Origin of the sequence: Devosia pacifica (genome assembly GCF_014652635.1) — a bacterium.
GTDB lineage: Bacteria > Pseudomonadota > Alphaproteobacteria > Rhizobiales > Devosiaceae > Devosia > Devosia pacifica.
The window spans coordinates 511308-534912 of the sequence record NZ_BMZE01000002.1 but is presented as its reverse complement, the minus strand read 5'-3'; the positions used below and the strand labels follow the sequence as shown (position 1 = coordinate 534912).

The following is a 23605-nucleotide window of genomic DNA, read 5'->3' as shown; positions in this document are numbered from 1 at the left end:
CCTCAGTTCCTTACAGTCTCAAACTCGGCCGGGATCCAGCTCTTGTAGCGGGGATGATCGGCGCCTATCGGCAGGTCGACATCCTCGCGGGTCGCCGAGGAGTGATAAAATGCTGTGACGATCTCAAGCGACCGACGCGAGTCAGCGCTCGTCACCGGCAAATCTGCCTTGCCGGTCAGAGCGTCGTGAAATCTGGCCATCTGCGTGGTGAAACGCGGCGGCACATGTGTCCAGTCTTGCAACAGATCGCGGATTGCGTCCTGCGTCGCATCGTTGCGTGGCAGGATGGTCCAGGGCTTGTTGCCCGGATTGTATGGTGCGTGATCGCTTTCGAACGTGACGTTCTCGAACGCCAGGCGAATGCGGGTAATCTCGTCGGCAGAGCCAAGGGTCGCCGTCAGCGAACCCACGGCGCCGCTTTGCAGCTCGATGCTGGCGCTGACGCAGTCTTCAACCTCGATGTCGTTGACCCGCGTTGTGGTACGCCCGAACAAACGGCTGATGTCGCCCATCAGATAGGTGAAGATATCATGCGGGTGAATGGCGTGAGCCATCAGCACGCCGCCAAGCTCAGTCGCCCATTTGCCGCGCCACGGCACTTCGTAATACTTTTTCTCGCGCCGCCACAGCGTCTCGACCGTGCCGATATAGGGCTTGCCCGCAAGCCCGGCGTCGATGATCGCCTTGACCTGCTCGATGCCGTCGCCGAACCGGTACTGGAAGATCGGCATCAGCTTGCCGCGGGAGACCTTTTCCTGCTCGATCACTTCATCGACTTCGCGCAACGAACCGACCAGCGGCTTCTCGCACACAACGTGCTTGCCGGCCTGCAGCGCCGCCATCACCTGCTCGTAGTGCACACCCGGCGGCGTGCACACATCGATGATGTCGATGTCGTCCATCGCCAGCACATCGTTAAGGTCGGTCAATCGGCGCTCGATGCCGAATTCCTCACCGAGCGTATTCATGCGCTCAATGTTGAGATCGCACAACGCCACCACCTTGTAGCGGTCGGCATTGGGCAGATAGCCCTCGACGATATGGCTGCGCCCGATGCCGCAGCCAACAACGGCGACGGTCTTGATATCGGAACTCATTTGCCGGTCCACTCGGAGGTCTCTTCAGCCAGTTGCTGAGCCTTGAGCGCCAGCCGCATGGCATTGAAGCAGCGCTGCTGCGGCATCGCGGTTTCGGTGCGGTCGCGCACATCGGCTAGGAACTGATCCCCGAACGGCAGCGCAACATCCGAGCAATCGATGTATCGCGTGCCCTCGCCATCAACGATGAACAAATGATCCTTGCCCTCGCGCCCGGTGATATCGATGTACTTGCGCAGCTCTATATAGCCTTCGGTGCCGAGGATCGTCAGGCGGCCATCACCCCAGGTCGGCAGCCCTTTCGGGGTGAACCAATCTACCCGGACATACCCCGTCGTGCGCGGTGTCTTGAGATGGACGTCACCGACATCCTGCAGCCCGGGGTGCTGTGGATGGGCTCGGTTTGCGACACTCGCCGAGATCACCTCGGCATCGAGTGTGTTCGAAAAAAACAGGAACTGCTCGAACTGATGGCTGGCGATATCGCAAAGAATGCCACCATAGCGGTTGCGCTCGAAAAACCAGTTCGGACGCTTGCCATTGCTGATTGAGTGCGGTCCGAGCCCGACGGTCTGGATCACCTCGCCAATCGCGCCCTGCGCAATCAGTTCACCGGCCTTGACCGTGCAGCGCGTCTCGAAATGTTCCGAGTACAGAACCGAGTATATCCGTCCGGTCTCTTTTTGAACGGCCTCGATCTCGTCGAGCTGAGCGAAAGTCGTCATGCCCGGCTTGTCGGACAGCACATCCTTGCCGTGCCGCATCGCGGCGATCGAGATTTCGGCTCGATCGGCCGGGATCGCTGCAGTCGCGACGATTGCGATCGTCTCGTCTTCCAGGATTTCGCGGCGGTCGGTGACCCGACGCGCTTCGGTGAACTTTGCCCCGAAGTCTGCCGCCAGATCATCCTCTTCCGCGAAGAAGGCGACGAACTCTGCGCCGGCGCGTTTCAGGCACTCGACCTGACCGTATATGTGGCCGTGATTGATGCCGATAACGGCAAATTTGATATCAGTCATAACTACCGTTTCATGCCTGTAGTGGCGATGCCTTCAATCAACAGGCGCTGGAAGAACAGGAAGAACACGAACACCGGCACGATCGTCAGCACCGACATGGCTAGCATGCCGCCGAAATCGGATTCACCGGTGCTGTCCACGAAGGTCCGCAGACCAAGCTGCACGGTGTAGCTGCGCATGTCGTTCAGGTAGATCAACGGGCCGAGGAAGTCGTCCCATGTCCAAAGGAACGTGAAGATGGCGGCCGTGGCAAGAACCGGCATGCTGAGCGGCAGCATGACCTTGTAGTAGATCCGCCAGGCGCTGCAGCCGTCCATCATCGCAGCCTCGTCGAGTTCACGCGGAATGCCGCGGAAGAACTGCACCATGAGGAAGATGAAGAACGCATCGACCGCAAGGAATTTCGGCACCAGCAGCGGCAGGAAGGTATCGACCCAACCAAGCTGCAGGAACAGCACATATTGCGGGATGAGGGTGACGTGATACGGCAGCATCAGCGTCATCAGCATCAGTGCGAACCAGAACTTGCGGCCGCGGAATTCAAGGCGTGCAAAGGCGTAGGCCGCCAGCGAGCAAGCGAAGACATTGCCGATCACGCTCACGATCGAGATGATGAACGAGTTCAGAAAGAACGTGCCAAAGCTTACCCGCAAGCCGTTCCAGCCGCGAATATAGGAATCGATGCTGAACGATGACGGCCAAAGGCTCGAGGATGTGAAGATCTCGTTTTCCGGCCGGAATGTCGACGCCAGCATCCATAGCAGCGGGTAGAGCATCAGGATCGACGCGCCGACAAGAATGACATGCGACACGATCGAGATGATGCGCCGACGGCTCTTCGAGGATTCGGTGCCTACGACGGTGAGGTTGTGGGCTTCAGTCGTCATAGTGCACCCAATACTTGGAGGTGAGGAACGAGAAGGCCGTGAAGGCGGCGATCATCGCCAGAAGGAACCAGGCCAGGGCCGAGGCGTAGCCCATACGGAAGAAGCCGAAGGCCTCCTGGTAGAGGTAGAGCGTATAGAACAGCGTCGAATTGATCGGCGCTCCGGTGCCGCCCGAAATGACGAACGCGGGGGTAAAGCTCTTGAACGCCTCGATGGTCTGCACGATTGCGTTGAAGAACACCACCGGCGTCAGCAACGGCAGAGTAATCTTGTAGAACTGGCGGAACTTGGAGGCGCCGTCGAGGCTGGCGGCCTCGTACATGTCCTGTGGAATCTGACGCAGACCTGCGAGGAAGATGATCATCGGTGAGCCGAACTGCCAGACCGACAAAACGATCAGCGTCCACAGCGAATAGCGCGGATTGGAAATCCAGCTCGGGCCATCGATGCCGAAATTGGCGAGGAACTGATTGACGAGGCCATCACCGGCAAAAAGCTGGCGCCACAGAATGGCGATCGCCACGCTCGTGCCGAGCAAGGATGGCAGATAAAAGATCGCGCGATATAGCGGCAGCCCGCGCAGGCCGCGATTGAGCAGCATCGCGACGAGGAGCGCGAATGCGAGCTTCAATGGCACTGAAAAGATCACGAAGAAGAACGTGACGCGCATCGCTGCAGCGAACTTCGGATCGGCCGTGAACATACGGACATAGTTTGACGCTCCGACCCAGTTGGGGTCGGTCAGCAGGTCGAAATCCGTGAAGGATAGGTAGAGCGACGTGACCATCGGACCGACGGTGAGACCGAAAAAGCCAATCAGCCAGGGCAACAGGAACATGTAGCCTGGACCATCCTGTTGCCAGATTTTGGCAAGGACGTTGCGTGTGCCTACCTTGTTCCCGGCTCCTCTGGAACCGGACTCAAGCGAACTCGCGGTCATGATATGCGTCCTGCTGTGGATTTGGCCATGCCGCAAGTAACGACAGGCAATCCTGTTTCACCGATCATCACCGGAGCAGCACAGCCCCGGGAAGACGATCCGGGCGGTTGCCTGGATCAATGTGACACAGACGAGCCGGCTCAGAGGACTACCCCCAGGCACGGCGCGGTCTGCCCCGGTTCGCTCTGCGAAATATCGCAGAGCCGGTACCTGCCCTCTCGGTGCAGGAAACCTTGAGAAGTGGGAGTGCGCCCATCGGGCGCACTCCCCAAAGCTTACGAGGAAGCGCGCGACAGGATATCGCGAGCACCTTCGACAAAGGCGCGACCACCATCTTCCGGCGAACGGGCGCCGAAAGCGATTTCCTGGCTGATCGTGCGCAGAAGCGAGGAGTCGATTTCACCCGCAGCCGGTGGTGGCGGCGGCGGCAGCGGCCCAAGCAGGTCGTCGAGATTGGCAACGAACTCAAGAGCGATACGGCTCTTCTCGTCGAGCTGCGGAGCAAGAGCTTCACGAACGTGTTCAGCGCACGGAATGCCGCGCTCAACCCCAAGGATTTCGGCAGCTTCGACGTCATTGACGAAGAAGTTGACGAAGCGAGCCGCGGTTTCCTTGGCTGACGAGCTGCCAGCGACCGAGAAGAACATCGACGGCTTGCGGTAGTGACCACCGCCAGAACCCGGTTCAATGCGCGGATAGCTCGAGATCGAAAGATCATCTTCCATCAGCGACTGATAGGCGACCAGCTGGTTCGAGTTCGACGGCATCGACGCCGAGAGCTTCTGAACCACCATGGTTGCTTCAAGACCACCGCCCGTGTCGAGCGCCTGCTGTTCGGCACTCACGATGATGTCAGCCTCGCGCAACTCCTGCCACATGCGGAACCACTCGACGGCCTCGTCTTCACCAAAGCCAAGTTCGCCATCAGCGGTATAGAGCATCAGGCCCTGCTGACGCAGCCAGTTGTCGAGCATCGGCTCGACACCGGAACCATCGGAGAGCGCCTTCATGCCAATATCGGAGCTATTGAAGGCCTCGCCCATTTCGCGCCAGTCGGCATAGGTCGTGTTACGATCCGGCGGATCGATCCCGACCTGCTCGAAGGCAGAAAGGTTGTTGAGCATGGCAACCGAGTTGGCACCAAGGCTGATGCCGTAAAGCTGGTCGTTGACGCGACCGCCTTCGATCTGGTCAGCGTCGAAATCTGCGAGCTCGAGAACTTCGCCGACAAACTCGTCGAGCGGAGCGATCGCACCGCGGGTCGCGTACTCGACGATATAACGATAGTCCATCTGCATCACATCGGGCGCGTTGCCGCCCGCAGTCTGCGTGCCGAGCTTGGTCCAGTAATCGCCCCAGCCGAGAAATTCGCCGTCAACCGCGGCACCGGTCTGGCTTTCGAATAGGTCCGACACACCGTAAGTGCGGTCGGCCCGATCCTGCCCACCCCAGAAGAGCAAGCGGATACGGCCATCCTGAGCGAGAACCGGGCGCAGACCTACTGCACCGGCAGCCATGAGCGCCGAGCTTCCCATAAGGAAACGGCGTCGATTCAAACGTAGGGTCATCATGTCCTCCCAATAATAAGGCCGGGTATCCGCATTTGCGGACACCTCGAGCTAGCAGCACTCCCAGCGCTAACTCACCAACCGGTTACGAACTTCGCCAAACTTCAACTGCTTGTCAACTTCCGCGTTCTGAGAGGCTTTGATCCCCTTAGCCGAAAGGCCACAAGCGTGTACCGAACCGAATGGTTACAAGCGCAAAGGCCATTCTCTACGGACCGCCTCCGACTTGTATGGAAGTTCTAGCAGACATGATTTCGATTGCAAACGGGAAAATTGCGCTCATTTGCACAACCCGGTGAACGTAGAATTTCCTTGAGTTATCAGGGAGTTCGGCCCGACCAATGCCGGGCCGAACATTTGGATCAACTGTTCTCGAACACCACGGCGGCATGGATATGCAGCCCCGGCAGGTCCACCGAAAAGCGGCCATCACCGGTCTGCGCCCAGGCCAGCTCCTCGCCAGAGACAGCCTCATAGACGCGAACCGGTGCACGCGGCAGTTTGACCGAGGCACTGATCGGACCAAGCGCCGGGATATCCTCGATCATCTCCATCAAGCGCTCGCCATCCGCAGTCGGAACCGACTTGCCCCGCACCTGAGGCGGGCCATAGAGCAGGTGCAGCACGTGCCGGTTCTGCGAGCTTTGTTCCGTCAGTGTCGCCCGCCCCGAGGACGGCAGATCAGAGGTGATCAGCGCCTCGGGCAGTAGCCGCTGCAGCAAGCCGCGTAGGACATATTTGTAAAGCGGCTGGCCCATCGCATGGTAGATCTCGAAGATCGGGAAGGCGATGTAGCCAACTCGGTCCGTTGCCGTTACCGCCGCGCCCAGGGGGGCGGCTTCCGGATCGTCCGGTGCGTGCTGGTGCGATGAGAAGTGTTTATAGCTCCGGTTGAAATAGGGCTGGCGGATATCGCCCAGCACCTCGGCACCCAAGGGCTCAATTCCCATCGCCCGCCCATAAACCACAAAAGGGGATTGTGGCATGTCCTCATCGAGAGCTTTTTTCGCCGCAACGTAGAACGGCTCAAATCCAACATCGTCGGCCGCGAGGCGCACCCCGGCATCAACGGCAAACTCGCCTGCGCTGTTGAGACCTGACCGGCCTGACAGGATCAGCTTGCCGCCGGCCCCGACATAGGCATTCAACCGTTCGGCCAGCGCCGAATCCACCGCGATGCTGTCCGGCAGGATGATCAGAGGATAAGCACCGAAGTCAGCGGAGCTGTCGATCACGTCGAACGTCCGCTTGAGCTCGAGCAGCATCTGAACGGCGCCATCGTCGCTATGGTTGTTGCGCGCACCCACGGGGTGAAAATGTTCTGCGCTGAGTACCGCAATCTCCGATACCTGACGCGCGCCCTCCGCGAATGGCTCCAGCGCCTCGACATGCTCGTAGGCTGACGCGATCGAGGCATACGTATCGTGGTTGATCGCACCGTTCGGATGCAGCTGATCTCCCACCAGGCATTTCGCACCGAGCGCGATCATCTGCGCCGTCTCGTATTTCAGGGCGTGCGGGTGCTTGAAGCCGCCAAACTCACCCCAGCTGGTGTGAAACTTGCCCGTCTGCCCGAGAAAGTCGAAGCCGAGCGGTGCGGCATAGCGTGCGCTTGAAGGGAAATGGTCATAGCCCCAGCCCCCAGTCGGCAGGCTTTCAAGCTCCAAATGACTGTAGCTGGCGAAGCGCTCCGGTCCCTGCTTATGGATATGCCCGCAATTGTAGAAGATCCTGAGGCCCGGGAATTCCGCGCGCAGCGCTTCCGACATCTCCTTGCGGAAACGCTCGTTGACCCACTCGTCCTTTTTCAGCCGATCCACCGGATTTGCGGGATCAAGACCCTGCTCATCCATGGTCTTGAGGCATTCCGCGCACACGCAATCCGGCGTCAGGATGATGTCGAAGAACAGGCCGGGCGTATCGTAGTTGCGGGCAACCTCGCGCGCCTGCTCCAGCAATTCGTCGCGATAGGCCTTATGGTTGAGGCACAGCGTGTGCCAGCCCGCCGTCAACTGGTCCGGATCAAAATCCTTGGTAGCGCCACGCACCCGCCATTGCGGGTTGATCCGCGCATTGCGTTCGTCCCACTGCACTGAGATGTAGATCGGGCACTGGATGTCGGCCGCGTTCAGCGCCTCGACCATTTCACCCATCAGGTCCGGGCGCGCCAGCTGCGGATGCGGCTCTCCCACTTTTGTCGGGTAGTAGGACCAGCCGTGGTGGCATTTGGCGAAGATCGTTACGGAATCGACATGCGCCCGCTTGAAGGTCTCGACGAAGTCTTTCGCGTCAAACTGCGCGCCGATCCCGGGTATGTGCTCTGACGTATGAAAGTCGAGATGGATCTGGCGATAGCGCAACGGGCTGTTGGTACGTTCAGCCATGGCGCGGCGCCCCGATGAATTGTGTCATGCTCTCCTCCGAAGTTGGTCAGATGGCCTGACCAGTATCGGCAGCCTATGCATTGTCGCCTCCGCGTCAAGTGCAAGACTTAGAGCATTGCGCTGGTCTACGCGCTAGTTTGCCTCGAGACGCTCAAGCGCCTCTGTGGCTTCGGTCTCACCGGCCTCGTCACCCGCTTGATAGTGTTGACGCGCAGCATCGAGATCGGGCTCGCCATCGAGACCCACCTCGTCAATGCGCCCAAGCAACACATGGCCGTAGCTGTCCCCTATCGCAACGGCGCGTTGTGCATGCTCCTCGGCGCTGGCAAGATCGACGAGGCCGTAGGACGGATCGATCTGCACATAGGCCACTGACGCCGGCGCAAAGAAAGCGCCCTGTTGATCAGCGTCTTGATAATACTCAAGTGCCTTCTCGGCGTCTGCCTCGACCCCAAGGCCATCAAGATAGAGATTGCCGAGGTCGACCAGCGCTTCGGCATTGCCGCCGGCCACCGCCTGCTCGAAAAGCGATCTGGCGCGTTCGTAGTCCTCTTCGACCCCGTTGCCATTGTAATAGAGTGCGCCGAGATCGCGCATGGCACCGGCGAATCCTTGTTCGGCCGAAGCCTCGAAGAGCTCTGCGGCCCGCTCCGCATCCTGCTCGACGCCTTCCCCCCACACATAGCTGAGCCCGAGGCTATATTGGCCCAGGGCATAGCCACTTTGCGCCGACGCTTCGAGCAGCGGAATCGCCCGCTCGAAATCCGGCTCTCCCGTAACGCCGCGGATGAGCATGTCGCCGAGTATCTGTTGCGCCATCGCATTGCCGGCCTGCGCTGCGCGTTCCGCATGACGCTCGGCAACATCGAAATCCTCTGTCAGATACGCAATTCGCGCCAGCCAGCCCTGAACCAGCATATTGTCGGGCTCCGCCTCCGCTGCGGCGCGACAGACATCGAGCGCTTTATCGTAGTCGATATCGGCCTGATCCTTTCCGATATCTTCGTACCCCGGCTGGAATGGATTGGCGGCAAGGCGCGCGCAGGCGTCTGCACTCTCGCTTGCCTCGAGGCTCACGCTCATCGCCAGAATTGCCCCGATCGATCCGGCAAGGCGCAGGTGTGCAGCAAGGCGCATTGGTCATCTCCCGTCAGTTGCGACAGAATAAGACCTCTGCATCAGTCGCGTTAGCCAAGGCATCCCGATCAACGCGTCATATTTTGACATGGCGTCCCGATGACTGCCGGGCGCCAGCCAATTGGCGCTTGTCGAACCCTTTGGGTTCGGGCAGCATCCGGCATGGCAATAACCCCTGCCTTCCGGACACTTCATGACAGCGTCGCTGCCGAACCGCCTTCTCACGTCTAACGATCCGGAATTCTGGAGCCGGCGCGTCGGCGTGATGTTCGAAACCAGCTTTGCAGAAGAAGTGCCGTTCGAAATCGCGGTCAAAAGCACCCATCTCGAGCGCATGATCATCAGCGACATGCGTACCAGCGCCTTTCACTTCGCCCGGCGTAAACCCAAAGTGCGCGCTGACATGCTGGATCACTTCATGCTGCGCGTCGATGATCGGGGTGGGTCCAGCACCCTCAATATCGTTGATTTCGGCCAGGCGCTCGAAACATTCGAGCCGATTTCGGCGCACAACGTCTCGCTGATCATGCCGCGCGACATCGTGCTGGATGCGGTGCCGGATGCAGAAACCCTGCACGCCACGGCCCCCGATGATCCCGGAGCCACCCTGCTCAAGGAATGTATCTTGGCATTGTCCCGCAACGCCGCAGGTTTGCGCCACGACCAGGCGGAAGCGGCCGCCAAGGCCATGCTCGACCTGATGTCGGCAACGCTTCGCTCCAAAGCACCCGCGCTTGACCGCGCACGGACAGCGCTTGCCGCCGCGGCCCGCCAGCGGGTCCTCGACTTCGTGCGGCAAAACCTCAGCGAACCGAGACTGGCACCCGGCTTTATCTGCGAACGGCTTGGCATGTCACGATCGGCGCTATACCGGCTGTTCGAGCCGACTGGAGGTGTCGCAGCGCACATTCTCGAGCGGCGGCTTGAACTGAGTTATCGGCTCTTGAACGATGCGCAGCAAAACCGGCTGATTTCGGATATCGCCCACACGCTTTGCTTTTCAAGCGAGTCGGCGTTCTCGCGCGCATTCCGCCAGCGGTTCGGCATCACGCCGCGCGATCTGCGTGCCGCGGCACGGCTGGCTTCACGCGGCACACAGCCTCATGCTTCACCGCACACTGAGCAGAGCTTTGCCGCCTGGCTCCAGAGCCTGTGACTATAGCGCTCTGACAGTGCCCGCAATGCGCTGCAGCAAGGCCCGGTCATGGCTGATGGCGAGGATGCCGAGCCCATCAGCCACACGCTCCTGAAGCACCCGCCATAGTCGCGCCTGGGTGATCGGATCAAGCGCCGCCGTGATCTCGTCCGCAATGAGATATCGCACGCCAGGCGCCAGCGCACGCAGTACCGCCACGCGCTGCAGTTCGCCGCCAGACAGTTCGTGCGGATACCGGCGCAACAGCGCATCCGGTATCTCGAGACTTCGTCGCGTATCGGCATCACACGGCCAGGCCTCCGAGAGAATGCGCTCGATGCGCCAGCGCGGATTGAAGGCGAAGATCGGCGTTTGATGCAGGTATTGCACCGAATCGAGCGCTCCGCACTTGCGAGGCTGGCCATCGATGACGACCGTGCCGCTGCTCGGGCGGAGATGCCCAGCAAGGATGCGCCCTAGGCTCGATTTCCCCCGCCCGGATCTCCCGGTCAGGCCGACGATAGTTCTCGGCGGCACCGCGAGGCTGAGCTGCTCGAAAAGGCTCGTGCCGGCATAGCCGAAGCTCAAATCACGGCCCTCAAGCATTGGCGGCCCCGAACGCGTTCTGCGGCAATGCCTGCCAGAGCGCTTGCCCATAGTGGGATCGCAGTGAGGCGCCGGAACCGGTAAAATCCGCTGCAGCCTCAGTGCCGACGAGCTGGCCGTTCTCGATCATCACCACGCGGTCGGCAAATTTCAGCGCTTCCGGCAGCGAATGGGTGATCAAGATCACGCCGCCACCGGCGTCGGCTGCCGCGCGAAGCTGGCTGAGAATGGTTTCGGCATTGCCGGCGTCGAGCCCCGCCGTGGGCTCGTCCGCAACCAGCAGGTCCGGCTCGGTGATCGTTGCGATCGCCATCATCACACGGCGCGCCATGCCGCCCGAAAGCTCGTGCGGAAAGGCTTTGCCGACACTGGCCGGTAGACCGAACCGCAAGAATGCCGCCTGCGCATCTGCTTTGCGGATGGTGCGACCGCCGCGCCGCGCCGCCCAGCGCAACTGGCTGGAACAGTTCGCCATCGGGTCGAGGTGGCTTGAGGATTGCGGTAGCAAAGCCATGCGCCGGCCCAAAAGGCGCGGCCGCGTCGTTTTGTCGATCAGCACCCCCTCGAACCGCATGATGCCCGAAACGAGTGCATTACCCGGCAAGACACCAAACAGTGCCTGCGCGACAAGGCTCTTGCCCGCCCCCGATCCACCGATCACCGCCAGCACCTCGCCGCGATCGACATCAAATCCGATGCCGCGCAGCACACTTGTCTGAGCCTCGTGCACCAGGCCCCGATAGTGCCGGAACGAAAGGCAGAGGTTTTCAATCTGCAGAAGGCTCATAGCTGCGCCCCGCGTGGATCAAGAATGGTGCGCAGTCCATTGCCGAGCGCATCGAAACACAGGACCAGCGCCAGCAGGCTGAGGCCCGGAAACAGGCCGAGCCACCACTGTCCGGCGGTCAGGTAGCGCATCGAATCCGCGAGCAGCAAGCCGATGGCCGGGCGCGACGGCTCGAGCCCGAACCCCAGAAAGGTCAGGCTCGCCTCGTGCAAAATCGCATGCGGGAACATCAGAACCGTTCCGACAAGGATCTGTGGCAGCAGGTGCGGGATGACATGCCCATAGGCGATTTGCCACGCAGAGCGGCCGAAATGGCGGGCCGCAATAACGTAGTCAGCGTTTCGCACCTGCAGCATTTCCGCGCGCAGGATGCGCGCCAGGCGTGGCCAATGCGTCAGCGCCACCGCCAGCATCACCGCATGCGGACCGCCGCCAAGGGCAAAGCAGATCAGGATCAGCAAGACGATATGCGGCAAGCCCATTGTCGCGTCGATGAGCACCGATACGATAGTATCACCAACGCGCCCGCCCGCCGCCGCAAGCATTGCCAGAACAGTGGCGACAAACGCCGAAATCAGCGAAGCCGCAAGTCCAACCCAAAGGCTGGTGGTGAGGCCATGGATGGTGCGCGCCAGCATGTCCTGGCCCATGGCATCGGTGCCGAACCAGTGCGCAAACGTCGGTGCCTGCAGTCGGTTGGCAAAATCACCGCGCATGCCGGTTTCGCCGAGCACACTAGCCGCGATCGGCAACGCAAGGATGACCAGAAACGCTGCTGCTGCAACGACCAGCGTCAGCGCGCGATTGCCGAAACGCGGCTGCAGCACATCGTCAATAGTGCCACTGAGTTCAGCCATGGCCGACCCTTGATGGTCGAGGCCTGCGCAGTCTTGGATCGACGATGGCATAGAGACTGTCAGCGATCATATTGCCGATACACACAAATAGCGTCAGCACCAGCGTTGCCGCCAGGAGCAGCGGCACGTCTCCGCGCAGACCCGCTTCGACCACGGCGCGTCCGAGCCCCGGATAGGCAAAGACCTGCTCGGCCAGAACCGAACCGCCAAACAGCTCCCCGAGCGAAGCGAAAAGCACCGTCACCGCCGGCAGGGCGGCATTGCGCGCACCATGCCGCCAGGCAATATCCAATGTTCCGGCGCCTTGCGCGCGGGCATACAGAACCGCGTCCGATTGCATGATCTCGGCCATCTTGGCGCGGGTATGGAGCGCGATTTGCGAGATCCCGAGAATGCTCAGCGTTATCAGCGGCAGTGCCAGGTGCGAGAGCCGATCCCATATAGTCACCGCCTCAGGCACGACGCCGATCGGACCGGCACAGCAAACCGGTGCCCAGCCGAGCCCGACGGCGAATACCATCAGCAACACGATTGCGACCCAAAAGCTCGGCGCCGAGGCGAGGACATAGGCATAGAGTCTGATCACTCGATCGGCCCACCCGCCCGCATTTGCCCCGGCGGCAAGGCCGAGCACAAAGCCGAAAATGCCAGACAGCAGCCATGCCGTGCCGACGAGCGGCAACGAGATCCAGAACCGCTCGGCGATGACCTCCGCCACAGGCGCGTTGTAGATCATCGAGTATCCCAGTTCGCCCTGCGCAAGGCTCTGGAGCCAAGAGAAAAACTGCACCGATGGGGGTTGATCCAAACCCCAGCGCTCGGCAATGAGCGCACGCTGCTCCGGCCCGACCCGCGCAATGTCCGCCCCGAGGTAAGCATCAACCGGATCGATGGGCGAAAGCTTCGCTAGCGCGAACGCCACCACCGCCACGACGGCGAGCACCACAATAAGCCGCAGCGTCCGTCCCGCTAACCGGCTCACCGCTCCTACTCGCAGGTCCATTGCCACTGCTCGATCATCGCCGTGACCGGCCAGCCATGGCCATGCGGCTCCGTCTGCAACGGCCCAAGATCGAGACATTCATTGACAAAATACACATGGTCGAGATTGACCAGCCACGCCCACCCGGCGTCGCCCTTCGCGCCAAACCCGGTGTCGCCATCCCACTCAGCCGCCTGCCAGTAAGGATAGGACGCTTCGAGACTGACCGCCGCCTGCGCTTCAGCGAAATACTCGTCCACCGCCGGATTCGAGAAGTACCCTGGGTTGTAGTAGTCGACCCCGCCCCAATCGGATTGATAGAGGCTATAGACCTCCTCCGGGCTGTGGCTGCCCCAGCCGAACAAGACTGGCTCGGAGTGCATCACGCGCTCGATCCGGTCCCAGCTCAAACCCTTAGCCGTGACATCAAGGCCGATCGCCTCCAATTGCTGCGCAGTAGTGACGGCCAGCGCCTGGCGTGTCAGGTCGGATGCGGGATAATTAAGGTTCATTGCCGCCCGCACATCATCGCGAACGCGTACACCGTCCGGGCCTTCGCGCCACCCCGCCGCATCAAGCATCTCGCGCCCGGCGCCGAGATCCTGTGCGAGTGACGCATCGGGCGCCGACCACGGCAGCCCGTCTGCGGGCCCATATGCTGGCCGGCCATGACCGAGCAGCGCGACCGCCACAAGCTCCTCGCGATCGATTGCCAGGTTGATGGCACGCCGGATTGCGATGTCGGAGGTCACAGCATTGCCAACGGGCTCGCCCTCGGCGTTGGTTTCACCCGGCTCGCGCATGGGAAAGGTGATGCCACGATTATCGACCGACGTTGCAACGATGGTCTTGAACCCGGCGGGCTCCAGATCCGCCATGGGTGCCGGTACAGAAACCACATCGACCTGCCCGGCCAGCGCTGCGGCAAGGCTGGTGTCTTCGCTGGTAAACAGGAACGTTAGGCGCTCGAACTGTGGATGCTCCCCATAGTAGCCGGGATTGGCTTCGACGATAAGCTGTTCGCCTTCGGTCCACGAGACAAGCGTGTAGGGTCCCGAACCGGTCGGCTGACGCGCATAGTCCGGGCCGTACCTGTCGGAGGGCACGATCCCGAGCGAATAGAAGGTTTCGCTGAACGTGATCCACGGCCGCTTCAACGTAATCTCGACAGTCTCTGCGTCGATCGCGGTTGCATCCACCATCGCTGAGAGGTCGCGCGCGCCGGCCGTTTCAGCCGCCCGGTTGAAGGTAAAAGCGACATCATCCGCCGTGAGCGCCGACCCATCGGAGAACGTCACCCCGGGCCGAATGGTAATCGTCCAGGTGAGTCGGTCGCTCGAGAGAGACCAGTCGGCCGCAAGGTCCGGCACCGTCTCGAGATCCGGCCCGCGCTTTAAAAGCGTGGACTGGAACAGCGGATGCCCGTAGCGCCCCCATCCCAGCAAGGGGTCATATCCCGTTTCGGGCTCACCGCCGACCGCCAGTACGAGCTCGGATTTCGCCACCGCATCGGAAGCAACCAACATGCTGCACGTCGCAAAAAAAGCGGCCGCTACGCCGCCCCACTGTTTGGTTGCCATCATATTCCCCAAAAGCCGTAAACGTCGATGAACCTGCTGGGGGCTCACGCTAGGCGGCAAGAAGTATGATGTCTAGGGTAAAACCTCTTACTCGACTTGAGAAGTCCACCCTCTCAAACGTACCAGATGCCATCCTCGATTGCGGTACTGACCTTCGCAAGGTTTTCGGGGCTTTCAGAAAAACCCACCAGGACGCGCGCCAGGTCGAACCGCCCCGATTCGATCTCTCCTGTCCAAAATGCCAAGCCTTCAGCTTCCCCGTCTCGCCCGAGAATGTTGTTGTAAAGCTGATTGACGAAGGCCTCGGTCGTATCCAGCCCCGCGTAGAGAGTTTCGAATTCCGCGGAGTCGATGAAACGGGCGCCCATCTCGCCAAGATCACCGCCTTCATCCATCCATCCGACCCAGAACTTCAGGCCGTCATTATCGGGCGTCCGCGCGAACGCTGCCTGATAGAGACGATAAGCCTGGCCGGCATTGCCCTCGATATCAAAGGCCAGCGTGCCATCGGAGAACGCCACGCGTTCGACATTGTTAAGGCTCGTCGTATGCCCCTGCAGTGCGACCGTAATGCCTGAACTGGACTCAATACTTGTGCTGGCGCGCGACAAACGCACCGCAAGAGTGTCGATCCCGTCACCACCGTCGATAAGGTCAGACCCCGCACTCGCGAGAATCACATCATTGCCGCTCCCCGCAGAGATCGTGTCGGACAGCTCCGTACCGAGCAGGGTGTTTGCCGCATCTGTCGCAGTGATCAGGACACGTTGGGAGGCGGCATCATAAGACGCAGTAATCGCATCCGTGCCGTAGTAAAGCTGCGCTGCAGCAAGATCGATCGGGCCCAGTTCCGTCGTCGACCAGGGACGATCATAGGACATGATGGTGAAATCGCCATTGTCTCGCGCCGCATCGATCGTCGGTGTCCCGCTGAACGGATGCTTGAAGCCGATCGCATGGCCGACTTCGTGGATGAGAATGGAGTAACCGCGAACCCCTGGCGCGATGCTCGCGGCATCGTCAGCATAGTAGGCCGCGTTCAAAAAAACGTCCCCGCCAATACCGGTATTGCCCTCGCTGGGTACGCTGCCGCCGCGCGTCGGGGTGTAGCCGTAGCCACTGAGTTGCTTGCCAGTCGCGTTGGTTTCGCCGGTCATGTCGAACATGCCGAAACGAATCTGGCCGCCAACACTTTCGGGAACCTCGACAAAACTCAGCCCGGTGTCTCGTGCCCACAGGTCCAGTGCCTGACGCACATGGCTCTTGTGCGCCTCACTGAAAGCAGCGAAGCCTGGACGCGGCTCAGCATCATACGCCGCCTGAGTGCTGGCGAAACTGAACGTGACGACACTGGCGGTACCGACAGAATGTCCGGCATTCCACCGATCCGTCTGTTCGTAACCGGTCAGCGCCGCAACATCCTCGGGCGTCGGTGCATAAGCCATTCATTTTCCTCTGTTTCCGGCATGGGAGCGGATTCTTTGCAACCGGTCAATGCGCAATTGGCCGGCAAGGGCGCCGTATTACTGAACTCGCGCGCATTTTGCGATTTCGCTAAGATGCCAGTGACATAGAGGCGTCATGCGACGGCGCTAGCCACGCCATTCCCGATCAGCCGCGTCAACGCGACGACCCCTAGCGAAAAGGTCCTTCGGTTCATGTCAGCACCCGTATCAATTACGCAAAACGGTCGCACGGCGATGCTGAAGTGGCATCGGGCCCGGCGCTGCTTATCCGATCCCGTCTTTACCGGCCGGCGTGTGATCGAGGCGATGACCGTGGGCGCCTCCATCGAGGTCGACCTTGTCGTGACCGGCGACAATGGGTTCGCTGTGCTCCATAACTTGGAGTTATCGGAGGAAACCACCGGCAGCGGCCTGGTCTCTGAACTCGGCGATGATGCCCTGCGCCAGTTGTATCTGCGCGACAATACCGGCGCACCGACAGATCAACCGGTCATGCTGCTTGGCGACCTCTGCCGGTTGATGGCGGCAGGATCCATTCACTCTGATGCCCTGCTGCAACTCGACTACAAACAAGATGAGACTGTCCTCAATGACGCGGCAATCCGAAACTTTCGCGAGGCGACAGCGCCGGTCGCCAGTAACCTGATCCTGTCCTCGGGCAGCGCCAGGGCGGTTGATTTGCTGGCGGGCCTTGGCGAGACGACCGACAACCCGTCTCAAAAGCCGCGCATCGGCTATGATCCGTGCAGCGAGGAGACGATCACGGCGCTGCAACAGACTGCCGACTATCGCGGGTTCGTCGACACCGCGCTTGCCACCTCCCCCGATGCCGAAATGATCTATCTCGCCTGGCAGCTCGTGATCGAACTCGATCGCGAAGGCTTCGATGTCATCGGGGCATTTCACGATGCCGGGCGTCGTGTCGACGCCTGGACAATCCGCACGGTCAACGACGACACGCGCCCGATCATCGAGCGGTTGCTTGAGCTCAGGGTCGACCAGATCACGACCGACGATCCGCAAGGCGTGGCATCCGCATTCGCCATCTAGCGCATTGCAGCCCCCAAGAGATTGAGGACCAGCCATGACAGCGCGAATTTCCGGCGTGAACCACATCACCCTTGCGGTGACCGATCTCGAAAGATCCATTAGTTTTTACCGCGATATCCTCGGGTGCGGGCTTCGCGCGGTCTGGACGAATGGCGCCTATCTCGAGGCTGGGGATTTGTGGCTATGCCTGTCGCTCGACAAAAGCGCGGCGCCCTCGCGACGTGACGACTACACCCATATCGCCTTCAGCGCCTCGGACGCTGACTATGCCGTCCTGCGGCAGCGCCTTCTCGGCGAAGCGCGCCTCTGGCAGGACAACAGCAGTGAAGGCGCATCGATCTATTTCCTCGATCCGGACGGGCACAAGCTCGAACTCCATCTCGGTTCCCTGCAATCGCGCCTCGCCCACTACCGTGCACACCCGGATAAGGGCGTCACCATCGTTGAAACTTAAGGGCGCCAACGCCCGACGTTTGCTGCGAGGAAAGCCCCCGACGCAGTCGACTTGATCGCCAATTTTGCCCTCCATTGGCGCGATCTTCAGGGAGGTGGTGCGGCGTGAGAAAAGCGGTCATCCGTGACGGCACGGAGCATCGTTCAGCGCACAAGTCTCAGCAGCTGCTGGCTTGACATGTAAAACGTTCGTTTTACTTGTATGTCCAAGGGCACCCAAAGGAGGTTCTTATGGACATGACCAGCAAACTCACCGCTGCCGCCGAGCGGCTTTTCGATCGGCACGGCTACATGGCCACCGGCATGGATCGGTTGACGGAGGCTGCGGGGATGTCGAGCCGGACGCTCTACAAGCATGCCGGCAACAAGGCGCAGCTCATGGCGCGGGTGCTGACCGAGCGGGACCGGCGGTTCATGGCTCGGCTCGAGGTGCAAAGCGTAGACGCGCTGTTTGCAGCCCTCGAGGACTGGGTGCGGGTCGAGGGAACAAGAGGGTGCCTTTTCCTGCGCTCCCGGGCCGAGACCGGCGGCGACACGCCCGAGATCGCCGAGGCGGTTGCGGCACACAAGGCGGCGTTTCATAAACGGATCGAGGAAGTTGTCGCGGTGAACCTCGGACGCGAGGACCCGGTCCTGTCCGAGCAGGTGCTGGTTCTCCTCGAAGGGGCGACCCATGCAGCAGTCTACAGGGGCGCAGGCGCCGTATCCGCCGCGCGGGCGGCGGCGGCCATCCTGCTGGAGAGGGCGCGCGCATGAGCCCGGCCCTTCGCATTGGCGCGACAGGGTTCGCCCTCATCGCGGTCTGCTACGGCTTCGCCCGCTTCGCCTTCGGACTGTTCCTGCCTCAGATCGACGGCGATCTAAGCCTCGGCCCCTCGCTCAGCGGTCTCATCTCCGGCGGCTCGTTTGCCGGCTATTGCATCGCCATCATCGCGTCTGCGGTGCTGACCGAACGGATCGGGGCACGCATCGTCGCGGTCGGCGCCGCCCTAGTCGCCGCGACGGGCATGGCCGGCATCGCCCTCGCGCCGTCGCCGCTGATCCTGGCCATCGCCGTCGTGGTCGCCGGATCGAGCACGGGCCTCGCTTCTCCGCCCATGGCCGCTGCGGTCGCCGCCGCGGTGCAGAAGAGCCGTCAGGACCTCACGAACACGGTAATCAACGCCGGGACGAGCGCGGGCGTGGCTCTATCGGGGCCCATCGCGCTCGCCATCACTGGACAATGGAGGCTGGCATTTGGAGCGTTCGCAGCCGCGGCCCTGGTGTTGGCCATTGCGGCCGCGATCTCGCTCCCGGCCGCCTCGGGCAGTGAACGCGCGGGGGGCCTGCCCCCGATGACGGGTCCGGTTCTGCGGCTGATTTCCGCGTCTTTCCTGATGGGAGCTGCAAGCACCGCGCTCTGGTCCTTTGGCGGTCAGATCGTCTCGAGCGAGATGGGCTGGGGGCCGACCGGTACCGGCCTTCTCTGGACGTGTATCGGCATCGGCGGGTTGGCCGGAGCCTGGGCCGGAACGCTCGTCAGCCAGTTCGGCCTCGATCGCGTTCACAGGGCCTTTCTTGGCCTGACGGCAGCCAGCATCCTGTCGGTCGGACTCGGCCTCGGGCCGATCATCACATTCGTCGGAGGTGTCGTTTTCGGCGCGGCCTACATCATGCTGACAGGGGTTTACCTGGTCTGGGGTACCCACGCCTTGCCGGATCGGCCCGCGACCGGACTCATGGTCGGCTTCCTGACAATCGCCGTGGGCCAGACCGTCGGTGCCCCTCTCTTTGGAGTTCTCATGGCGGGCGCGGGCGTCGGACCTGCCGTGATATGCTTCGCCGCGGTGGCGCTGATCGCGGGGGCTTTCCGGGCACGGAGAGTGGTCGAAAGCGCAGTTATTTAGCCTGAGTGACAAAATACGGACGCATGTGCCTTTGGCCAATCTGCTGGCCTCTGCTGAAGAGCGGCGCTGCTGAGCCACTCAGCAGCGCCTCGCAGGCTCTTCGAAGTCAAACCTGCCAGCTTCCGAGGTTGCTCTTGGCGAACTGGCGAAATGAAACCGGCGCCTTCCCCGTCAGCAGCGCCACGCCATCGGTCGTGCGGTCCTCGACACCGGTGCAGATGGTTTCGTCCAGACCTGCGAGAATACCGTCATGGTCGCGCGGCAGTCCCTGCGCCTCGAAGCGAAGGGCCAGCTCCTCGGGGGACAGGGCAACGTGGCGGATCGTCCTGCCGGTCACCTCCGAGACGATGCCGGCGGTATCTTCGTAGCTGAGCGCCTCCGGGCCGGTCAGGACCTTGTCGCCGTTGAGCGGCTCGGATGAAGTGAGGCAGGCAACGGCGGCAGCGGCGATATCATCGGCGTCGATGAAGCCCACCCGAGCACTGCCGGTGGCGGTGTAAATCGCGTTTCTTCACGACATGATGATATCATAAAAGAAAAATGGCGCGCCCGAAAGGATTCGAACCTCTGACCCCCAGATTCGTAGTCTGGTGCTCTATCCAGCTGAGCTACGGGCGCGCATGCCGATCAAAGATCGACGGGCCGAGAACAGCGAAAGCCGCTATCGGCGAAGCGCGCAAAGCCATACATGGGCGGAATGGCTAATGCAAGCGTTGCACGACAGATTATCTGTTTGGCTCGTCGCGACGTACCGCGCTTGGCAGAACGATCTCAAATCGCGTGCCGGTTTTCCTGTCGGCAAGCCGCAGGCGGCCGCCATGGCCCTCCGTAAGTTCGCGCGCAATCGCCAACCCCAGCCCGGTGCCGCCTGACCGCGCCGACCCCTCAAAGGCGACGAACAAATTGTCGCGGGCCCGCGGCATCAGGCCCGGCCCGTTGTCCTCGATGCCAAGCACGACCCCTTCCGCACCCTGATCGAAGTTCACGCGGATTTCAGGCTCCCGCCCTTCGAGCGTGCGCTGCTCCAGCGCCTGGCGGGCGTTCTTCAAGAGATTGACGAGAACCCGCGTCATCTGCACCGCATCAACATTCAAGGCGATATCGGCGGAGACTTCGTTCGTAAACACGATGTCGGGATGCCCGGCAAGCCCGGCATCAAAGCCTGCATCATCGATCAAGCCTTTGAGTGCGACGCGCGAGGGCGATGGCGGTGTGGCGCTCTCCCGACCGTAGTCCAGCACCGACTGGGCAAAGCTGATCGCCTTGTCCAGCGTGTTGACGAGGCGTGGCGCCAGCCTTTGCACCTTCGGGTCATCGAGCGTCGCCACCTGGTCGGAAAGCATTTGCGCCGATGTCAGCGTGTTGCGCAGATCATGGATGATCTTGGCAACGGCGAGGCCGAGATCGGCCAGGTGCCGGCGCTGGCGCAGCATGGTGTAAAGATCGGTTTCCATGGCAGCCAGTTCGCGCTGCGCAACACCGATTTCATCGCGCCGCGACGACGGCACCATGATCAGCGTGCCATTCTCGGGCTCCTGGCGGAACGCCAGCATATTCTCGGTTAGCCGCCGCGCCGGCTGGATCACCAGCACATTGATGAAGACATAGAGCACGAGCGCGGTGATTGCCGCGATCAGCAGCGACAACAGCAGGATATTGCGCGAGTAGGTGACCAGTTCGAGGTACAGCGCACGCTCGGGCATCAGCACCTCGACAAGGCTTTCCTGAAGCTCGCCTTCCCCGACAATGCGCAGCGTCCGATCGCCCCCCGAGAACAGCGTATCGAGCGCTCCGCCGATCAGCGTTATCGGATCGCGCATGCGCATGTCGGCCGTCACCGCCTCGCGCGGCGTCGGCGCATCGGCCAGTTCGATGAGCTGGCTCTGGCCTTCGCGCCGATAAACGATGGCATCCGCCCCCGCCGATCGCAGCAACCGGTCGGTCAGCTCGCGCGGTAGCGCCATGACATCAGGCACGGCATCCAGCACGCGCGCCGCCACCACGCCCACCCGAAGACGGTCATCCAGCCAGCTGGCGCGATAATTCGCAAGTGAGGGCAGATAAACAGCAATTTCCACAGCAAGAATCACCACCATCAAGGCGGTGAGCAGTTTTACGGACAGTCCGCGAAACGGGCTGGGGAGTTGGGGTGGAGAAGCGCGCATCGGCCTCCTTTTTGGAGAACGGCCGGAATCGACCGGCGTCTCAACGTGTTGCTACGCAGCCTCGTTCCCAGCGGATCAGTCGGCCCTCGCGGAGCAATTGCGCCGTCAGGGCAGATTACGCACAAGCCGGGACAACCACGTCAACCCGCCGCTTGCAGACTGCTGCTGTTCATGCAGTGCCCCCAGGTGCTGGGCAATCCCGGCGTAACTCGGATAGGCGGCAACAAACCCGGCCAGGTGCCGCGCCGAGAGCCCATTGGCAATTGCCATCGAAAACAGAGCGATCACCTCGCCCGCTTCGGCACCGACGACCCCCGCGCCGACGATTCGCCCATGCCGGTCGGTGATCATCTTGGCGACGCCATGTCCTTCCTCGTCGCCGCGCGCCCGGTCGTTTTCGGCGAGGGAAAACCGCGTCACGGTGAAATCCTGGCGCCGTCGCTGACGCACCTGCGGCTCGCCGAGCCCGACTTCCGCGAGTTGCGGTGCGGTGCGGCAGAGGCGCGGGATGAGGGCCGCACGATAGCGCGCCGGCAGCCCGAACAAGGCATTGCGCACCACCAATTGTGCCTGATGCTCGGCTGCGTGGCCATAACGCAAACCGCCCGAGACATCGCCTATGGCATAGATACGCCGATTGGTGGTTTTCAGGTCATCACCAACGCGAAGCCGTTCGGGCCTGGTTGGGTCACGCTTCACACCCGCCTGATCGAGCCCAAGCGTCTCGATATCGGGCCGGCGGCCCGTCGCCACCAGCAAATGCGAGGCATCGAGCGTGACCTGACGCCCGTCGGGTCCACTCAACTCAATGCCGATCCCCTGGCTGCGCGCTTGCACGCGGCGCACAGTGGTCTGCTCATAAAGCTTGACGCCATCCGCGACCACTTGCCGCAAGACCATCGCCGACAGTTCGGGATCTGAGCGACCAAGCGCCTTTGCGGCATCGATAACGCTCACGTCCGCGCCCAGCCGCCGATAGGCCTGCGCCAGCTCCAGCCCGTGTCGCCCCGCCCCGATCACCACCAGGTGCGTCAGCTTGTAGGGGTTGTCGAATATCGTCGTCGTTGTGAAATAGCGGCACTGGTCGAGCCCGGCAATCTCGGGAATGAACGGGCGCGATCCCGTCGCCAAGACAAACCTTCGCGCCGCGATTTGCGCGCCGTCGACTTCAATGCTTCGACGATCGACAAAGCGCGCCTCCCCCCGGACGACCTCGACACCGAGCCCTTCCAGCCGTTCGGCGCCGGCCCGCGGCTCCACCTCGGTCACGACATCGCGGATATGCTCGAAAACCGCCCGTGCAGCCGGTTTCGGTTCGGCAGCCGCAAGGCCGAAACTCTGCGCCCGGCGCATGTCGTGGGCCAATCCCGCCGCCCGGAACAGCGCATTGCCGGCCAGCCCTGCCAGCTGGTTTCCGGCACCGGAACCCTCGCGGTCGACGAGGATGACGCTGGCGCCATGCCGCCGCGCGGCTTCGGCAACCGCCACCCCGCCGGCGCCTCCGCCGATCACACAAAGATCCGGTAAACGCTGCCGGGCCATCTCCGCCTCGTTCTGCCTCAGTACCATTTTGCTTGTACATGCCCCGGCAATGCCTGCAAACTGG

Annotated in this window: 20 protein-coding genes, 1 tRNA gene and 1 pseudogene; 5 read left to right on the top strand and 17 right to left on the bottom strand. The window is 61.8% G+C overall.

Annotation, left to right across the window (positions count from 1 at the left end):
* Positions 1–2: 2 nt before the first annotated feature.
* The 7 genes and pseudogenes from IE127_RS09735 to IE127_RS09705 all read right to left on the bottom strand — a co-directional run bounded on the left by IE127_RS09735 (position 3) and on the right by IE127_RS09705 (position 9032).
* Positions 3–1097: a Gfo/Idh/MocA family protein gene (locus tag IE127_RS09735; RefSeq protein WP_189425486.1), complete on the bottom strand. Its 1095-nt coding sequence runs from the start codon at positions 1095–1097 to the stop codon at positions 3–5.
* On the bottom strand, positions 1094–2116 hold the full coding sequence (locus tag IE127_RS09730) for a Gfo/Idh/MocA family protein (protein WP_189425485.1): 1023 nt from the start codon (positions 2114–2116) through the stop codon (positions 1094–1096). Before IE127_RS09730 ends, IE127_RS09735 begins: the two co-directional genes overlap by 4 nt.
* A 2-nt stretch (positions 2117–2118) precedes the next feature.
* On the bottom strand, positions 2119–2892 hold the full coding sequence (locus IE127_RS09725) for a carbohydrate ABC transporter permease (RefSeq protein WP_244640163.1): 774 nt from the start codon (positions 2890–2892) through the stop codon (positions 2119–2121).
* 100 nt (positions 2893–2992) lie between these two features.
* A pseudogene (locus IE127_RS09720) lies at positions 2993–3856 on the bottom strand (carbohydrate ABC transporter permease); the annotation flags it as partial.
* 362 nt (positions 3857–4218) lie between these two features.
* Positions 4219–5511: an ABC transporter substrate-binding protein gene (locus tag IE127_RS09715; RefSeq protein ID WP_189425482.1), complete on the bottom strand. Its 1293-nt coding sequence runs from the start codon at positions 5509–5511 to the stop codon at positions 4219–4221.
* 362 nt (positions 5512–5873) lie between these two features.
* Entirely contained in the window at positions 5874–7895 is a 2022-nt protein-coding gene (locus IE127_RS09710; protein ID WP_189425481.1) for a beta-galactosidase trimerization domain-containing protein, read from the bottom strand.
* Between the two features lie 132 nt (positions 7896–8027).
* Positions 8028–9032, bottom strand: a complete 1005-nt coding sequence (locus IE127_RS09705; RefSeq protein ID WP_189425480.1) for a tetratricopeptide repeat protein — start codon at positions 9030–9032, stop codon at positions 8028–8030.
* 193 nt (positions 9033–9225) lie between these two features.
* Between IE127_RS09705 and IE127_RS09700 the strand changes: the two genes are divergently transcribed.
* Positions 9226–10188 carry a helix-turn-helix domain-containing protein gene (locus IE127_RS09700; protein ID WP_189425479.1) on the top strand — a complete coding sequence of 321 codons (963 nt, stop codon included), beginning with the start codon at positions 9226–9228 and terminating at the stop codon, positions 10186–10188.
* Here IE127_RS09700 and IE127_RS09695 read toward each other — a convergent pair whose 3' ends face one another.
* The 6 genes from IE127_RS09695 to IE127_RS09670 form a co-directional block, all read right to left on the bottom strand.
* Positions 10189–10773 carry an ATP-binding cassette domain-containing protein gene (locus tag IE127_RS09695; RefSeq protein ID WP_189425478.1) on the bottom strand — a complete coding sequence of 195 codons (585 nt, stop codon included), beginning with the start codon at positions 10771–10773 and terminating at the stop codon, positions 10189–10191. It lies immediately after the preceding gene.
* On the bottom strand, positions 10766–11560 hold the full coding sequence (locus IE127_RS09690; RefSeq protein WP_189425477.1) for an ATP-binding cassette domain-containing protein: 795 nt from the start codon (positions 11558–11560) through the stop codon (positions 10766–10768). The genes IE127_RS09695 and IE127_RS09690 overlap by 8 nt, the downstream gene beginning before the upstream one ends.
* On the bottom strand, positions 11557–12417 hold the full coding sequence (locus tag IE127_RS09685) for an ABC transporter permease (RefSeq protein WP_189425476.1): 861 nt from the start codon (positions 12415–12417) through the stop codon (positions 11557–11559). The genes IE127_RS09690 and IE127_RS09685 overlap by 4 nt, the downstream gene beginning before the upstream one ends.
* Complete coding sequence (locus IE127_RS09680) at positions 12410–13420, bottom strand: ABC transporter permease (protein WP_189425475.1); 1011 nt, start codon at positions 13418–13420, stop codon at positions 12410–12412. Before IE127_RS09680 ends, IE127_RS09685 begins: the two co-directional genes overlap by 8 nt.
* On the bottom strand, positions 13405–14925 hold the full coding sequence (locus IE127_RS09675; protein ID WP_244640087.1) for an ABC transporter substrate-binding protein: 1521 nt from the start codon (positions 14923–14925) through the stop codon (positions 13405–13407). The genes IE127_RS09680 and IE127_RS09675 overlap by 16 nt, the downstream gene beginning before the upstream one ends.
* 167 nt (positions 14926–15092) lie before the next feature.
* Positions 15093–16424 carry a DUF4214 domain-containing protein gene (locus IE127_RS09670; protein WP_189425473.1) on the bottom strand — a complete coding sequence of 444 codons (1332 nt, stop codon included), beginning with the start codon at positions 16422–16424 and terminating at the stop codon, positions 15093–15095.
* A gap of 213 nt (positions 16425–16637) precedes the next feature.
* Between IE127_RS09670 and IE127_RS09665 the strand changes: the two genes are divergently transcribed.
* From IE127_RS09665 to IE127_RS09650, 4 genes are all read left to right on the top strand, one after another.
* Positions 16638–17495: a glycerophosphodiester phosphodiesterase gene (locus IE127_RS09665; protein WP_189425472.1), complete on the top strand. Its 858-nt coding sequence runs from the start codon at positions 16638–16640 to the stop codon at positions 17493–17495.
* A 34-nt stretch (positions 17496–17529) separates the two neighbouring features.
* Positions 17530–17949 carry a VOC family protein gene (locus IE127_RS09660; RefSeq protein ID WP_189425471.1) on the top strand — a complete coding sequence of 140 codons (420 nt, stop codon included), beginning with the start codon at positions 17530–17532 and terminating at the stop codon, positions 17947–17949.
* Positions 17950–18185: 236 nt separating this feature from the next.
* Positions 18186–18704 (top strand): TetR/AcrR family transcriptional regulator, encoded by a 519-nt coding sequence (locus IE127_RS09655; RefSeq protein ID WP_244640085.1) that lies wholly within the window; start codon positions 18186–18188, stop codon positions 18702–18704.
* Positions 18701–19834, top strand: coding sequence for an MFS transporter (locus IE127_RS09650; RefSeq protein ID WP_189425469.1), 1134 nt, complete (start codon positions 18701–18703; stop codon positions 19832–19834). The genes IE127_RS09655 and IE127_RS09650 overlap by 4 nt, the downstream gene beginning before the upstream one ends.
* 106 nt (positions 19835–19940) lie before the next feature.
* Here the strand turns inward: IE127_RS09650 and IE127_RS09645 are convergent, their stop codons facing one another.
* The 4 genes from IE127_RS09645 to IE127_RS09630 form a co-directional block, all read right to left on the bottom strand.
* Positions 19941–20309 (bottom strand): Rossmann-fold NAD(P)-binding domain-containing protein, encoded by a 369-nt coding sequence (locus IE127_RS09645; protein ID WP_210310468.1) that lies wholly within the window; start codon positions 20307–20309, stop codon positions 19941–19943.
* 66 nt (positions 20310–20375) lie between these two features.
* A tRNA-Arg gene (locus IE127_RS09640) sits at positions 20376–20452 on the bottom strand.
* Between the two features lie 107 nt (positions 20453–20559).
* Positions 20560–21999: a sensor histidine kinase gene (locus IE127_RS09635; protein WP_189425468.1), complete on the bottom strand. Its 1440-nt coding sequence runs from the start codon at positions 21997–21999 to the stop codon at positions 20560–20562.
* A 105-nt stretch (positions 22000–22104) separates the two neighbouring features.
* Positions 22105–23541, bottom strand: a complete 1437-nt coding sequence (locus IE127_RS09630) for a dihydrolipoyl dehydrogenase family protein (protein ID WP_189425467.1) — start codon at positions 23539–23541, stop codon at positions 22105–22107.
* Positions 23542–23605 lie beyond the last annotated feature (64 nt).

Excerpts from the sequence above, each read along its gene's own strand:
- IE127_RS09730 (WP_189425485.1), bottom strand. The coding sequence starts at position 2,116 with ATGACTGATATCAAATTTGCCGTTATCGGCATCAATCACGGCCACATA.
- IE127_RS09735 (WP_189425486.1), bottom strand. The coding sequence starts at position 1,097 with ATGAGTTCCGATATCAAGACCGTCGCCGTTGTTGGCTGCGGCATCGGG.
- IE127_RS09635 (WP_189425468.1), bottom strand. The coding sequence starts at position 21,999 with ATGCGCGCTTCTCCACCCCAACTCCCCAGCCCGTTTCGCGGACTGTCC.
- IE127_RS09725 (WP_244640163.1), bottom strand. The coding sequence starts at position 2,892 with ATGCTCTACCCGCTGCTATGGATGCTGGCGTCGACATTCCGGCCGGAA.
- IE127_RS09660 (WP_189425471.1), top strand. The coding sequence starts at position 17,530 with ATGACAGCGCGAATTTCCGGCGTGAACCACATCACCCTTGCGGTGACC.
- IE127_RS09650 (WP_189425469.1), top strand. The coding sequence starts at position 18,701 with ATGAGCCCGGCCCTTCGCATTGGCGCGACAGGGTTCGCCCTCATCGCG.
- IE127_RS09665 (WP_189425472.1), top strand. The coding sequence starts at position 16,638 with ATGTCAGCACCCGTATCAATTACGCAAAACGGTCGCACGGCGATGCTG.
- IE127_RS09715 (WP_189425482.1), bottom strand. The coding sequence starts at position 5,511 with ATGACCCTACGTTTGAATCGACGCCGTTTCCTTATGGGAAGCTCGGCG.
- IE127_RS09680 (WP_189425475.1), bottom strand. The coding sequence starts at position 13,420 with ATGGACCTGCGAGTAGGAGCGGTGAGCCGGTTAGCGGGACGGACGCTG.
- IE127_RS09690 (WP_189425477.1), bottom strand. The coding sequence starts at position 11,560 with ATGAGCCTTCTGCAGATTGAAAACCTCTGCCTTTCGTTCCGGCACTAT.
- IE127_RS09685 (WP_189425476.1), bottom strand. The coding sequence starts at position 12,417 with ATGGCTGAACTCAGTGGCACTATTGACGATGTGCTGCAGCCGCGTTTC.
- IE127_RS09630 (WP_189425467.1), bottom strand. The coding sequence starts at position 23,541 with ATGGCCCGGCAGCGTTTACCGGATCTTTGTGTGATCGGCGGAGGCGCC.
- IE127_RS09655 (WP_244640085.1), top strand. The coding sequence starts at position 18,186 with ATGACCAGCAAACTCACCGCTGCCGCCGAGCGGCTTTTCGATCGGCAC.
- IE127_RS09675 (WP_244640087.1), bottom strand. The coding sequence starts at position 14,925 with ATGTTGGTTGCTTCCGATGCGGTGGCGAAATCCGAGCTCGTACTGGCG.
- IE127_RS09695 (WP_189425478.1), bottom strand. The coding sequence starts at position 10,773 with ATGCTTGAGGGCCGTGATTTGAGCTTCGGCTATGCCGGCACGAGCCTT.
- IE127_RS09670 (WP_189425473.1), bottom strand. The coding sequence starts at position 16,424 with ATGGCTTATGCACCGACGCCCGAGGATGTTGCGGCGCTGACCGGTTAC.
- IE127_RS09705 (WP_189425480.1), bottom strand. The coding sequence starts at position 9,032 with ATGCGCCTTGCTGCACACCTGCGCCTTGCCGGATCGATCGGGGCAATT.
- IE127_RS09700 (WP_189425479.1), top strand. The coding sequence starts at position 9,226 with ATGACAGCGTCGCTGCCGAACCGCCTTCTCACGTCTAACGATCCGGAA.
- IE127_RS09710 (WP_189425481.1), bottom strand. The coding sequence starts at position 7,895 with ATGGCTGAACGTACCAACAGCCCGTTGCGCTATCGCCAGATCCATCTC.